We start from the raw sequence: 13,418 nt of genomic DNA, 5'->3' as shown, positions 1-13,418 counted from the left end.
AAAAGCATTGGATGACAGGTATGCGTCATTAATTGCAAGAGCTGATTCACAATTCGAATCTGCTGATTACGCATCTGCAAAGACAAGCTATACCGAGGCATTGAACTTGAAARCWGAMGAACAATATCCGAAAAGTCAGATTGCAAARATWRATGATTTGCTAGCAGAACAGCAACGCCAGGCCGATGARGCAGCTAGGTTGGCAGCTGAGAAAAAAGCATTGGATGACAGGTATGCGTCATTAATTGCAAGAGCTGATTCACAATTCGAATCTGCTGATTACGCATCTTCAAAGACAAGCTACACCGAGGCATTGAGTTTGAAATCAGAGGAGCAGTATCCGAAAAATCAGATTGTAAAGATTGATAATTTACTGGCAAAGCAGAAACGTGATGCTGAAGAAGCAGCTCGTCTTGCAGCCGAACAAAAATTGCTGGATGACAAGTATGCTTCTGTAATTACTACAGCAGATGCACAGTTTGAAAATCAGGAATTCAGTTTGGCGCGTGAATCTTATAAAGATGCCCTTAATATGAAACCTGCAGAACGATATCCAAGGGAGCAATTGAAGAAAATTTCGGATCTGCTGGCAGAACAAAAAAGAAAGGCTGAAGAGCAAGCCAAACTTCTGGCTCAGCAACAGGCAAATGAGACGAAATATTTGAAGCTGATTCAATCTGCAGATGAGTATTTTGAAGAGGAGAAATGGAATGCCTCAGCCAGAGATTATCATGCGGCACTGGAGTTGAAGCCGGAAGAACAATATCCGCAAAGTAAGATTGATGAAATTGAAGCGATATTGGCCGAAATGGCAAGAATAGAGAACGAGAAATCGGCCAAAAAACGAGAGTACGAAAGGTTAATTGAGATTGCAGACAAGCAGTTCGGCAATGAGGAATACGATTTTGCCTTACTAAAATACCAGGAGGCATCGGATGTAATGCCAAAACAATCGTATCCAAAAAATCAGATCAAAAGAATTGAAGTGATTTTAGAACGAAAAGCAATTGCCGACAGAAAAGAACAAGAGTTGAATTTACGATATAGCGAAGAGCTGGAAAAAGCTGAAGAATTCTTTAAAAAGGAGCAATTCAGTGTTGCCAGACACCATTATAAGGCTGCTTTGGAAATCAAGCCAAAAGAGCAATATCCAAAAGATCAGCTCGATGAAATAAAGAAAAGATTGCAGGCACTGAAAAATGCGGAACAGGAAGCCATTGCCTCGAATCCAACAAACTTTGAGAAGAAACTTTCCATTATCAAGGAAAAAGAATATGCCGATTTAATTCAAAAAGCCGACAAGGCATTTCAATCCTCTCAATTTACTGTATCGAAAGTGATGTATGAGAGAGCCCTGAGAATGTTTGAAAGAGAATATCCGAAGAAACAATTGAAGGAAATTGATAAGCTAATTCGTGAAGGAAAAATTTCAGAACTGTCTGAAGAGTACAAACAATTAATTGCCAGGGGAGATAAGGAGTTATCTGCAAAGCAATACGCTGTGGCCAAGTTTTATTACAATAAGGCGATAAGTTTGAATGCCAAGGAGAAATATCCTAAAAATCAGTTGAAAAAGATTGATGACCTGTTACAATCAAAGAAGAACGAAAAGGCAGATAAAGAGTACCGTGAATTGATTGAAAAGGCAGATGCTGCCTTCGATAAAGGAAACCTGACTGTGGCGAGATTTTATTACAAAAAGGCACTACAGGTGAAACCAGGCGAAGATTATCCGAAAGAAAAACTAAAAATGATTCAATCTAAGCAGACTAAAAAGTAATTTTGTAATTCATTCTATTAAGAACACCATATGGCATTAAACTACCTATTTATTTTCTTCTTTCTAATTGCTTTTGTTGTTGGATTGATCAAATTGATTTTTTGGGGAGACATGGATGTATTCCCCGCTATGATTGATTCCACCTTTAGTATGGCCAAAACAGGTTTCGATATCTCTTTGGGTTTAACCGGAGTACTAACCCTGTGGTTGGGGATTATGAAGATTGGAGAGAAGGGGGGAATTGTAAAGGTTTTTTCCAAACTGATCGGACCTTTCTTTAACAAGCTTTTCCCTGAATTGCCTAAAAGTCACCCTGCTCATGGGTCAATTATGATGAACCTTGCTGCCAATATGCTCGGGCTTGATAATGCAGCTACACCGCTTGGTTTAAAGGCCATGAAGGAAATGCAGGAAGCCAATCCAACCAAGGATAAGGCTTCCAATGCTCAAATCATGTTCCTGGTTTTGAATACATCGGGATTAACGATTATTCCAATTTCCATCATGGTGTATCGCGCCCAGTTGGGAGCTGCAAATCCATCCGATATTTTTATACCAATTCTCCTGGCTACTTATTTCTCTACCATTGCCGGCTTAATTAGTGTGTCGATCGTTCAGAAAATTAAACTATGGGACAGAACCATACTGGCATATTTGGGTGGGTTAACAGCAATTATTATTGGAATTATAGCTTACTTTTCAAGCTTGGAAAAGGAGCAGATTACAAGTATTTCTACCGTGGTAAGTAATGTTTTTCTTTTTGGGATCATTATTTCTTTTATTCTTTTGGCAGCCAAAAACAGGGTGAATGTTTATGAGAGCTTTATTGATGGAGCAAAAGAAGGATTTAATATTGCCGTTAAAATTATTCCTTATCTGATAGCCATTTTGGTGGCCATCGGTGTATTTAGAGCCTCCGGAACTATGGATCTTTTTGTGGAAGGTATGAGAAGACTTTGCCTCTTCCTATCGGTTGACCCGGATTTTGTTGAAGCCTTGCCAACAGCCATGATGAAACCTTTAAGTGGCAGTGGAGCCCGTGGTATGATGGTAGATGCTATGACCACACATGGAGCAGATAGCTTTGTGGGAAGATTGGCCTCGACCCTTCAGGGAGCAACCGATACAACCTTTTATATAATTGCAGTGTACTTTGGTGCTGTTGGAATTAAGAACACGCGTTATGCAGTAACCTGTGGTTTAATTGCCGATTTTGCCGGAATTATAGCTGCTATTTTTATTGCCTATTTATTCTTTCATTAGAATTTGATTTGACTTACTTTTGTTGCTCAAAAAATTGAAAACATGATCACATTTAAATTAGATACCGAATACATTGAGTTAATTAAGCTGCTAAAAGCGACTAGCCTAAGCGAGAGTGGAGCTCAAGCGAAAATTTTTGTGGAAGATGGAATTGTTCTTCGCAATGGTGAAGTAGAAACCAGGAAAAGAGCCAAGATCCGACCAGGCGATAAAATCGAAATATTCGATGAGGTAATTATTGTAGAATAATACTTATAAACCAACATAAAAAAAGCGCAGGAATTGATTCATTCCTGCGCTTTTTCTTTGCCCTTAAAATACGATTAGAGCAAAAAAACATTAATAGAATTCCAGAAAATTCTTTACCGAATCCAAATAGTACTCTTTCCAGCCTTCTACAATTTCATCGTAGGCATCAGCAGGAATGTTGGTGTGAGTCAATTCAATTCGAGTGTCTTTTCCTGCCTTTTTCAATAGCATTGTAACGATAGACGGATGCTCAGTCTCACCAAAAAACCACTCCTGAACAATTTTATAGTCCTTCACCATTTCCAGGTTGCAACCCGAAATATCACCTTCCCACAAAGAAAAAATGGTTCCAACTTTATCATCCATGGTAGCTGGATAACCGGTCCATAGTTCAATTTGAAATGAATTGGTTAAGGCATTGTAAACTTCTTCCTGACTAGCGCTAATCGTAAACTGATAGGTAAATTCTTTCATGAGATTCTGATTTGTGCTGCAAAATTAAGTCAAAATGCTAACAATTCCTTTAGTTATTTGTAATTAATTATAGAAGACTTTAAAGTCTGGTATTTCCCGTAAAAACTGGACTTGTCAGATTTTAAAAGTATTAGGAATTTTTAAAATCTATATGCTGATAAAAAATTGCAATGTCGAGATTACAAAATATTCAATATTAAACAAGTCTAAATAAGAATAAAATGATATATTTGTATCGATACATTTAAATATGAGTATAAATATTAAACGATAAGTTATATGTCTAGCTTTGAAATTCTAATGCCCAAAATGGGTGAGAGTGTGCAAGAGGCTACTATCACAAAGATGTTCGTGAAACTAAACGATCAGGTTGAAGAAGATGATGTGCTTTTTGAAATTGCAACAGACAAAGTTGATTCGGAAATACCCTCTCCGGTAGAAGGAAAGATTGTTGAGATCCGATTCAAAGAGGACGATTTGGTTCCTGTTGGAGAAGTTGTTGCTGTTATTGCTATGGGCGACGCAGATGATGCGGAAGAGAGTCCGGTAGCAGAACAAAGTACTAAACAGGAAGTACTTGTTGAGGAACCTGTGGTAGCAGAAGTGGTTGAAGATTTTACATCGCAAAGTGGTCGATTCTATTCACCATTGGTGAAAAGCATTGCCAGAAATGAAAATATATCAGTTCAGGAACTGGATTCAATTCAAGGACATGGAAAAGATGGTAGAGTTCAAAAGCAAGATGTATTAAATTACCTGTCGCAAAGAAATGGATCGGTAGTTGCTCCTGTTGAGAAAGCTGCTGCAAGTTCACCTCAACCAGCAAAACAAGAGATAGAAAAGCCAACTGTTTCAATGTCTATTGGTGCACAGGATCAGATTGTGGAAATGGATCGCATGAGAAGAATCATTGCCGACCATATGGTAATGTCGAAACAAACTTCTCCTCACGTTACTGCAATGGTAGAAGCCGATGTAACCGATATGGTAAACTGGAGAAATAAGGTAAAGGATGAATTCTATAAGAAAGAGAAAACCAAACTTACCTTCATGCCAATTATCATCGAAGCCGTTGCAAAATCTCTACGCGAATTCCCTGGAATTAATGCTTCGGTTGATGGTTACAATATCATCTTGAAAAAGGATATTAATATTGGAGTTGCGGTAGCATTGCCAAGCAATAACCTCATTGTACCAGTAGTGAAAAATGCCGATCACAAAAACTTAATTGGCCTGGCAAACGATATGAATAAACTGGCTGATGATGCAAGAACTAACAAGTTGAATCCCGACGATATTCAGGGTGGAACCTTTACAATCTCCAATTTTGGATCATTTAAAAATGTAATGGGTACACCAATTATTAACCAGCCACAGGTAGCCATTCTTGCAGTTGGAACCATTGAGAAAAAACCGGCTGTTATGGAAACTCCGGCAGGCGATGTAATCGTTGCACGACAAAAAATGTTCCTATCCCTGTCTTACGATCATAGAGTTGTAGATGGAGCGCTTGGAGGAGCATTCTTAAGAAAAATAGCAGACTACCTTGAAGAATTTGATATCAATAGATCTATTTAATTATGGAAGCATTAGAACTTACTTCAGTTGAGAAAGAAAACAATAATGAAATGACCGAGACGAAAAAATTTAATATTAAGAACACTTCCAAGGAATTGTTGGGTCGTTGGTATCATTTAATGACTCTTGGTAGAGCATTAGATGAGAAAGCACCGAACTATTTAAAGCAAGCAATTGGTTGGTCTTACCACGCGCCTTATGCAGGGCATGATGGAATTCAGCTGGCTATTGGGCAGGTGTTCGATAAGGAAACAGATCATCTATTCCCTTACTATAGAGATATGCTTACCTCTATTTCGGCAGGCTTAACAGCCGAAGAGGTAATCTATAACGGAATTTCGAAAGATACAGATGTTGCTGGAGGTGGACGACACATGTCGAATCACTTTGCCAAACCAGAATGGAACATTCACAATGTTTCTTCTTGTACAGGAAATCATACGCTGCATGCAGTTGGTGTTGGTCGTGCAATGAAGAAATACAAACACGAAGGTGTTGTATTCAGTTCGCAGGGAGAATCTTCAGTATCGGAAGGATATGTTTATGAGGCGATAAACGGAGCTACCAATGAACAATTGCCCGTAGTTTTTGTATTCCAGGATAACGGATACGGAATTTCAGTACCAAAGAAAGATCAAACGGCAAATCGTAAGGTGGCCGATAATTTCCGAGGTTTAAAATACTTGAAAATCATTCATTGTAATGGTAAAGATGTATTCGATTCCATGAATGCAATGCTAGAAGCAAAAGAGTATGCAATGGCAAACTCAATTCCGGTAATTGTTCAGGCAAACTGTGTTAGAATGGGATCACATTCCAACTCCGATCGCCATGAATTGTATCGCGACAATGCTGAGTTGAATTACGTGAAAGAATACGATCCACTGGCAAAGTACCGCCGCATGTTGGTTCGCTACAAGCGATTTACCGAAGAAGAACTTCAGGCCATCGAAGCTGAAGTGAAGTTAGAGGTAAAAAAGGCTCACAAAGCAGGTTTGACTGCTCCAGATCCTGATCCTGCATCTATTTACGATTTTGTTCTGCCTGAAGCTTATGTTTCTGAAAAATATCCGGAAGGATTACATGATTATACAGGAAATGAGAAGAAGCTGATTGAAGGTTTGAACGAAACTTTAAAAGCAGAGTTCCGTCACAATCCTGACACCTATATTTGGGGACAGGATATCGCCAATAAAGACAAAGGAGGAATCTTCAACGTTTCGAAAGGAATGCAGCAAGAGTTTGGTAAAGAGAGAGTTTTTAATGCTCCAATTGCCGAAGATTTTATCATGGGAACAGCCAATGGAATGAGCCGTTTCAACGATAAAATCAGAATTGTTGTTGAAGGAGCCGAGTTTGCTGATTATTTCTGGCCGGCAATGGAGCAGTTCGTTGATACTACTCACGATTACTGGAGATCAAAAGGTCAGTTCTCTCCAAACATTACAGTACGTTTGGCTTCGGGGGGTTACATTGGTGGAGGATTGTACCACTCACAAAATATCGAAGGTGCACTAACTACCTTGCCTGGAGTTAGAATTGTTTATCCTTCTTACGCCGATGATGCTGCAGGATTAATCAGAACAAGTATGCGTTCGAAAGGGATGACTGTGTTCATGGAGCCTAAGGCTTTGTATAACGATCCGAAAGCTGCCGCTCCGGTACCAGATGATTTCGAAGTTCCTTTTGGAAAGGCACGTGTACGTAGAGAAGGTGCTGACCTAACGGTGATTACCTACGGAAATACAACGCATATGTGTGTTGAGGTGGCCGATAAATTGGCAGAGGAAACCGGAAAACAGGTAGAAGTAATCGACTTGCGTTCATTGATTCCACTTGACAAGGAAACGGTATTAAAATCGGTAGAGAAAACAAATAAGGTACTTGTTGTTCACGAAGACAAGGTATTCTCTGGTTTTGGGGCCGAAATTTCAGCCATGATTACAGAAGAAGCTTTCGAAAAGTTAGATGCACCAGTAAAACGTGTGGGTTCAACCTTTACACCTGTGGGCTTCAACAGAATTTTGGAAAGAGCCATTCTTCCTAACAACGATAAGATTTATGCAGCAGCCAAAGACCTGTTGGATTATTAATACAAATACTGAAACAGATGAAGAAGATAGGATTATTCTATAGTTTCAATACAAACAAAACAGCTAAGAATGCTGAAAAAATAAAAAAGGCATTTAACGATTCTGCCGAGGTAGAAAATGTAAATGTTGAAGAGATAGATGAAGAAACTTTCCTGAGCTATGACAATATGGTTTTGGGAGTTCCAACATGGTTCGATGGAGAATTACCAAATTACTGGGATGAGTTTATGCCAGCCATTGAAGACCTGAAATTGAAAGGCAAAACGGTTGCACTGTTTGGCCTGGGAGATCAGGTTGGTTATCCTGAGAATTTTGTAGATGCGATTGGCATTCTTGCCAGGGCTCTCGAAGAAAGAGGCGCCAAAGTGATTGGATTAACTTCAACAGAAGGATTCACTTTTGAACGTTCGGCGGCTCTTCGCGATAACAAATTCCTTGGTTTACCTTTGGATATTGAAAACCAGGCTGCATTAACCGATGACAGAATTAAAGATTGGGTTGAACAATTAAAAACAGAATTCAATTAGGCAACACAATCCAATGATAATGAAGAGACACATCTAATTGTGTCTCTTTTTTATATGCCTTATGGCTGTAGAAAACAGGGCATTAAAAAAACAAATTGTACCATGTTGTTGTGTGGTTTAAATGCGAAAGCATTTTCATAAATTCGACAAGCTAATTAGAATCATTATAAATCGATACGAAGACAAACAAGTATAGAATTTTGAATGAGGAAAATTCCTAGCTTTACCGTACTTATGCAAGAGAGTAAACTCATACGACAAAACAGATCTTACAAGGGTCTTTATGAATGCTGGATTTGTTGATTCAGTGCAAGTTTAGGATCTCAATCAGAGGTCACTAATTTGCCTGTCGTGGCAGATAAAAAACATAATCAATCAGAAACTTACTGGAAGTAATTTAGTGTCGGCTCCTAGCATCATTTGGGAGAGAAGCACTATTTTAAAATGAATCAACAATGAAAAAACTAACAATCCTTTTCATTGCTTTTTTGTGTGCAACATGTGTTCAGGCACAAAAAAGTTTTACCCTTGAAGATATCACCAACAAGGGAACATTTCGGGCAAAATCGGTTTACGGATTGCGTTCGATGAACAGTGGAGAAAGCTATACCGTTTTAAAGAAGGCCACAAAAATAGAACAATACGCTTACGCTACGGGAGAATTTGAACAAAGCATTTTTAACTTATCGGATATGGGAAGCCATCAATTGAAACAGATTGATGGTTATCAATTCTCTGCCGATGAAAGAAAGATTCTTTTGACCACCAAGCGACAGAACATTTATCGTCATTCTTTTTCTGCAGAATTTTTTGTGTACGACAGAGATAAAAAGACACTTGAAAAATTGTCAGATGGCAGATTGCAATTGGCCGATTTTTCGCCATCCGGCGATATGGTTTGCTTCTTTAGAAAGAACAACTTGTTTGTAAAAGATTTGAAAAGCGGTGAAGAAACACAGTTCACCTTCGACGGAAAATACAATCATATCATTAATGGTGCTCCCGATTGGGTTTATGAAGAAGAATTTTCTTTTTGGCAGGCTTATCAATGGTCGCCTGATGGCAAACGCATTGCCTACATGCGATTCGATGAAAGCCGGGTAAAGCAGTTTAATATGACTGTTTATAAAGGCATGAATCCAGAAAAACGCGAAAATGCCTTGTATCCTGAAAATTATACTTTCAAGTATCCAAAAGCAGGAGAAGATAACTCAATTGTAAGTGTTCATGTATATGATTTGGAGAGTAAAAAAACTTCTACCATCGATGTAGGAGAGGAAACAGATCAATACATTCCAAGAATTAAATGGACACAAGACCCTGAGGTATTAAGTGTGGTGAGAATGAATCGCCACCAGAATCATTACGAACTGCTATTGGCGAATGCGGAAACAGGCAAAACACACCTTTTATATGAAGAAAAGAACAAAGCCTGGGTTGATGTAAACGATGATTTAACCTTCTTAAAAGACAACAAACACTTTATACTTACAAGTGAAAAATCAGGTTTTAACCATATCTATTTGTATGATATGAAAGGTGAGTTGGTTCGCCAGGTTACAAAAGGAAAGTGGGAGGTGAGCAAGTATCTTGGTTTCGACGAAGAAAAGAAATTATTCTATTATCAGGCAGCGGCTCTTAATCCCCTTCAAAGAGAAATTTATTCGGTCGGTATCAAAGGTAAAAAGACTCAGAAATTGACCAGTAAAGCTGGAAGCAATGCAGCAAATTTTAGCAAAGGATTCAAATATTTTATCAATTACTTTTCTGCCAATGGAGTACCGACTATTGTTAGCTTGCACAACTCTAAAGGCAAACAAATTCGAATATTGGAAGACAATAAGGATTTGAGCCAGAAATTACAGGAATACGAAATTCCAAAGCGCGAATTCTTCTCTTTCGAAACTTCGGAAGGAGTAAGATTGAACGCTTGGATGATGAAACCTGTTAACTTTGACGAGACAAAGGAATATCCTGCTTTGCTGCATTTTTATGGCGGGCCAGGATCTCAGAAAGTATTGGATCGTTATCAGTTCGATTGGTTGGAATATTTGGCACAGGAAGGTTTTATTGTTGTGGTGGTTGACAATCGCGGAACTGGTGGGCGAGGTGAGGCATTTAAAAAATGTACTTACATGCAAATCCAAAACCTTGAGGCAATCGACCTGATTGAGACGGGAAAATATATGGCCACACAAACATTTATTGCAGCCGATAAAATTGGTGTATATGGCTGGAGTTTTGGAGGACAGATGTCATCGCTATGTATGTTTCGCGGAGCAGATGTATTTGCGGCAGGAATTGCAGTTGCACCTGTAACCACATATCGTTATTACGATAGCATCTATTCGGAACGTTACCTGCGCACACCACAGGAAAATCCGGAAGGATATGACAATTATGCGCCTATCAATTTTGCAGATCAATTGAAAGGGAAATTTTTGCTGATACATGGAACTTCGGATGATAATGTTCACGTTCAGAATACCTTGGAATTGGCCGAAGTCTTGGTTCAACACAACAAAAAATTTGAGATGCACTTGTATACCAACCGTAATCATGGAATATACGGAGGACAAACCAGGTTGCACTTGTTTACCAAAATGGTAGACTTTTTAAAGGCTAACCTTTAAACAATTTAGAATTATCAGTTACCAATAAGGAATCTGTTGGTAGATCAGATAAGTGGGGGAAAGAGGTGCAATTTATTGCACCTCTTTTATTTTTTAATTCAAAAGGCAAGCTAAATTTAATACACACTTCATACTAAGAGAACATAAAAGGCAATGGCATTCCAGATATTTGTAATGTACTTATGTCTGAATATTGAAATCAGATGAATTCATTAGTTTAGGTTATTGTTGTTGTTTGAGCTCTCGCTGGGGAGCTCTTTTTTATACTTTAGTAGATCATGAATCAATTTTGGATGTAAATGATATCGATTTTGATCGATGCAAAGCTTTGCATAAAATATCTTTTTACCTGAAAATGAGAACTGGGACTTACATTTTTCAGAAAAATCTTTAAAAATAAAATACCCTGTAATACAGAGTGTTGTGCTTGTTATTTAGAAGATATGTTTCTTGAAAAACACAATTGAAAATCGTAGGATTTGGAAAAAAAAGATTTTTTCACATACATTTGTCACATAGATTTGTCAACGTAATCAGATCGAAAGAGAGATTGTAAATGTTCGTTGACAAAATTAAAAACAAATTAAAAATTGAACAACATGCCTTTAAGCAATGTCATTATTATTAACGTCATTATTCGCGTCCTTCTTGGACACGGAACGAGGCTTCGCATGTTTTAGTAAACGGAATAAAATTTTACAAAATATCTAAAGCCTCTTCAAACGAAGGGGCTTTTTTTTGATCAGGTTATTGTATGTTATCATTTAACGTAGTCATTATCGTCATTATTATTTCTATCGTCATTATTAAAATGAGGATCAGGGAAGACGTGCATACACAATAACTTCGGATTAAAACGAATTTATGAGCGCCCTTCCCAAACGGAAGGGCGCTTTTTTTTGATCTGAAAAAATCAGGAAAGAATTGAAAAATGAAAACAAACACGAAATAAGGATAAACGAAGTAAACTATTAACCGAATGTATAAAAATCAGTTACGCAGTAAGCAAACCACACAGGGGCGAAGAATGGCAGGAGCCAGGAGTCTTTGGCGTGCCAACGGAATGAAAGAGGAAATGTTTGGCAAACCTGTAATTGCTGTGGTAAATTCTTTTACGCAATTTGTTCCGGGACACGTTCATTTAAAGGATGTTGGACAGATGGTAAAGCAGGAAATTGAGAAATCGGGTTGCTTTGCTGCTGAGTTCAATACCATTGCCATCGACGATGGAATTGCAATGGGACATGATGGGATGTTGTACTCATTACCTTCGAGAGAGGTGATAGCCGATAGCGTTGAATATGTGTGTAATGCACACAAGGTAGATGCGATGATTTGTATTTCGAATTGCGATAAAATTACACCAGGAATGATGATGGCCGCCATGAGGCTAAATATCCCAACGGTTTTTGTATCGGGAGGACCAATGGAAGCCGGAGAATCGAAAGGAGAAAAACTCGATTTGGTAGATGCTATGGTGAAAGCGGGCGACGAGAGTGTGAGCGATGAACGTTTGCAGGAGATTGAGGAATCAGCTTGTCCTACATGCGGTTCATGTTCCGGCATGTTTACGGCCAATTCGATGAATTGCCTGAACGAGGCATTAGGATTGGCACTGCCTGGAAATGGAACGGTCCTGGCCACCCATGCAAATCGCAAACGCTTGTTTATGGATGCTGCGGAATGTATCGTAAAGATCACCAATGCATACTACCGCGATGGAGATGCGAGCGTATTGCCAAGATCGGTTGCAAGTTTCGAAGCTTTCAAAAATGCAATGACTTTGGATATTGCCATGGGAGGATCGACCAATACGGTTCTTCACCTGCTAGCCATTGCCAGCGAGGCAGGAGTAGAATTCACGATGAAAGACATGGATGAATTGTCGCGAAAAACGCCCAACCTGTGTAAAGTGGCACCAAATTCCGACAAGTACTACATCGAAGATGTGAATCGTGCCGGTGGAATTATGAGTATTCTTGGCGAACTGGCTGATGGCGGTTTACTGAATACCAGCGTTGGACGAGTTGACTATCCAAATTTAAAGGCGGCATTGGACGAGTACAATCTAAAATCGAATTCAGTTAGCGATAAAGCCTTGTCAACCTATTATTCAAGTCCGGGAAGACGCGGAAGAAATCTAAGTTTTGCTTCTCAAAACGAAGTTTACCCCGATTTGGATGATGACAGGGAAAATGGCTGCATCAGAAGTATGGAGAATGCTTATACACAGGATGGAGGATTGGCAGTTTTGTTTGGAAATATAGCTCCTGATGGTTGTGTGGTGAAGACTGCAGGAGTAGCCGAAGAGGTATTTAACTTCAAAGGAACTGCAAAGGTTTATCAATCGCAGCGAGATGCTTGTGAAGCCATCCTCACCAAAAAAGTCAATGCTGGCGATGTAGTGGTAATTCGTTATGAAGGACCATCGGGAGGACCGGGAATGCAGGAAATGCTTTACCCAACTTCCTACCTGAAATCGATGGGACTGGGAGCCAAATGTGCACTAATTACAGATGGAAGATTTTCAGGGGGAACCTCAGGTTTGTCGATCGGACATGTCTCGCCAGAAGCAGGCGCTGGAGGTGCAATTGCACTGATTCAGGATGGCGACCCAATCGAAATTAGTATTCCAAACAGAAGTATTAATGTCTGCATTTCGGAGGAAGAACTTCAAAAAAGAAGAGCCGAAGAGGAGAGTTTTGGAACAAAAGCATATACACCAAGAGGAAGAGGTCGAGTCGTCTCGAAAGCCCTCCAGGCTTATGCAAAATTAGTCTCCTCGGCAGATAAAGGAGCAATACGTCAATTGTAGCATGCA

9 protein-coding genes are annotated in these 13,418 nt (G+C 39.1%); 8 read left to right on the top strand and 1 reads right to left on the bottom strand.

The annotated features are described in order from the left end of the window. The 3 genes from ELS83_RS11455 to ELS83_RS11445 all read left to right on the top strand — a co-directional run. Nucleotides 1–1,780: hypothetical protein (locus ELS83_RS11455; RefSeq protein WP_216616523.1), on the top strand; the 1,780-nt coding region annotated here is incomplete at its 5' end. Between the two features lie 30 nt (nt 1,781–1,810). Further along, nucleotides 1,811–3,043 (top strand): nucleoside recognition domain-containing protein, encoded by a 1,233-nt coding sequence (locus ELS83_RS11450; RefSeq protein WP_171595706.1) that lies wholly within the window; start codon nt 1,811–1,813, stop codon nt 3,041–3,043. Nucleotides 3,044–3,085: 42 nt separating this feature from the next. Continuing rightward, on the top strand, nt 3,086–3,292 hold the full coding sequence (locus ELS83_RS11445; RefSeq protein WP_171595705.1) for an RNA-binding S4 domain-containing protein: 207 nt from the start codon (nt 3,086–3,088) through the stop codon (nt 3,290–3,292). Nucleotides 3,293–3,382: 90 nt separating this feature from the next. Here ELS83_RS11445 and ELS83_RS11440 read toward each other — a convergent pair whose 3' ends face one another. Further along, nucleotides 3,383–3,766 (bottom strand): SRPBCC domain-containing protein, encoded by a 384-nt coding sequence (locus ELS83_RS11440; protein WP_171595704.1) that lies wholly within the window; start codon nt 3,764–3,766, stop codon nt 3,383–3,385. A 279-nt stretch (nt 3,767–4,045) separates the two neighbouring features. Here ELS83_RS11440 and ELS83_RS11435 point away from each other — a divergent pair, with 279 nt between their 5' ends. The 5 genes from ELS83_RS11435 (at nt 4,046) to ilvD (ending at nt 13,412) form a co-directional block, all read left to right on the top strand. Next, complete coding sequence (locus ELS83_RS11435) at nt 4,046–5,344, top strand: dihydrolipoamide acetyltransferase family protein (RefSeq protein ID WP_171595703.1); 1,299 nt, start codon at nt 4,046–4,048, stop codon at nt 5,342–5,344. A 2-nt stretch (nt 5,345–5,346) separates the two neighbouring features. Further along, a complete protein-coding gene (locus ELS83_RS11430; RefSeq protein ID WP_249414444.1) occupies nt 5,347–7,437 on the top strand; it encodes an alpha-ketoacid dehydrogenase subunit alpha/beta in 2,091 nt (696 codons plus the stop codon). A 17-nt stretch (nt 7,438–7,454) separates the two neighbouring features. Next, on the top strand, nt 7,455–7,964 hold the full coding sequence (locus ELS83_RS11425) for a flavodoxin (protein ID WP_171595702.1): 510 nt from the start codon (nt 7,455–7,457) through the stop codon (nt 7,962–7,964). Nucleotides 7,965–8,419: 455 nt separating this feature from the next. Next, complete coding sequence (locus ELS83_RS11420) at nt 8,420–10,597, top strand: S9 family peptidase (RefSeq protein ID WP_171595701.1); 2,178 nt, start codon at nt 8,420–8,422, stop codon at nt 10,595–10,597. 979 nt (nt 10,598–11,576) lie between these two features. Next, nucleotides 11,577–13,412, top strand: a complete 1,836-nt coding sequence (gene ilvD / locus ELS83_RS11415; protein ID WP_171595700.1) for a dihydroxy-acid dehydratase — start codon at nt 11,577–11,579, stop codon at nt 13,410–13,412. The last annotated feature ends 6 nt before the right edge of the window (nt 13,413–13,418 follow it).

Source organism: Marinifilum caeruleilacunae, assembly GCF_013141825.1.
In the GTDB taxonomy this organism is placed as follows: domain Bacteria; phylum Bacteroidota; class Bacteroidia; order Bacteroidales; family Marinifilaceae; genus Marinifilum; species Marinifilum caeruleilacunae.
Note: the sequence above shows the minus strand (reverse complement) of the source record. Positions and strands in the feature narration are given on the sequence as shown.

Coding starts and splice junctions, on each gene's coding strand:
- ELS83_RS11450 (WP_171595706.1), top strand. CDS start 1,811: ATGGCATTAAACTACCTATTTATTTTCTTCTTTCTAATTGCTTTTGTT.
- ELS83_RS11445 (WP_171595705.1), top strand. CDS start 3,086: ATGATCACATTTAAATTAGATACCGAATACATTGAGTTAATTAAGCTG.
- ELS83_RS11440 (WP_171595704.1), bottom strand. CDS start 3,766: ATGAAAGAATTTACCTATCAGTTTACGATTAGCGCTAGTCAGGAAGAA.
- ELS83_RS11435 (WP_171595703.1), top strand. CDS start 4,046: ATGTCTAGCTTTGAAATTCTAATGCCCAAAATGGGTGAGAGTGTGCAA.
- ELS83_RS11430 (WP_249414444.1), top strand. CDS start 5,347: ATGGAAGCATTAGAACTTACTTCAGTTGAGAAAGAAAACAATAATGAA.
- ELS83_RS11425 (WP_171595702.1), top strand. CDS start 7,455: ATGAAGAAGATAGGATTATTCTATAGTTTCAATACAAACAAAACAGCT.
- ELS83_RS11420 (WP_171595701.1), top strand. CDS start 8,420: ATGAAAAAACTAACAATCCTTTTCATTGCTTTTTTGTGTGCAACATGT.
- ilvD (WP_171595700.1), top strand. CDS start 11,577: ATGTATAAAAATCAGTTACGCAGTAAGCAAACCACACAGGGGCGAAGA.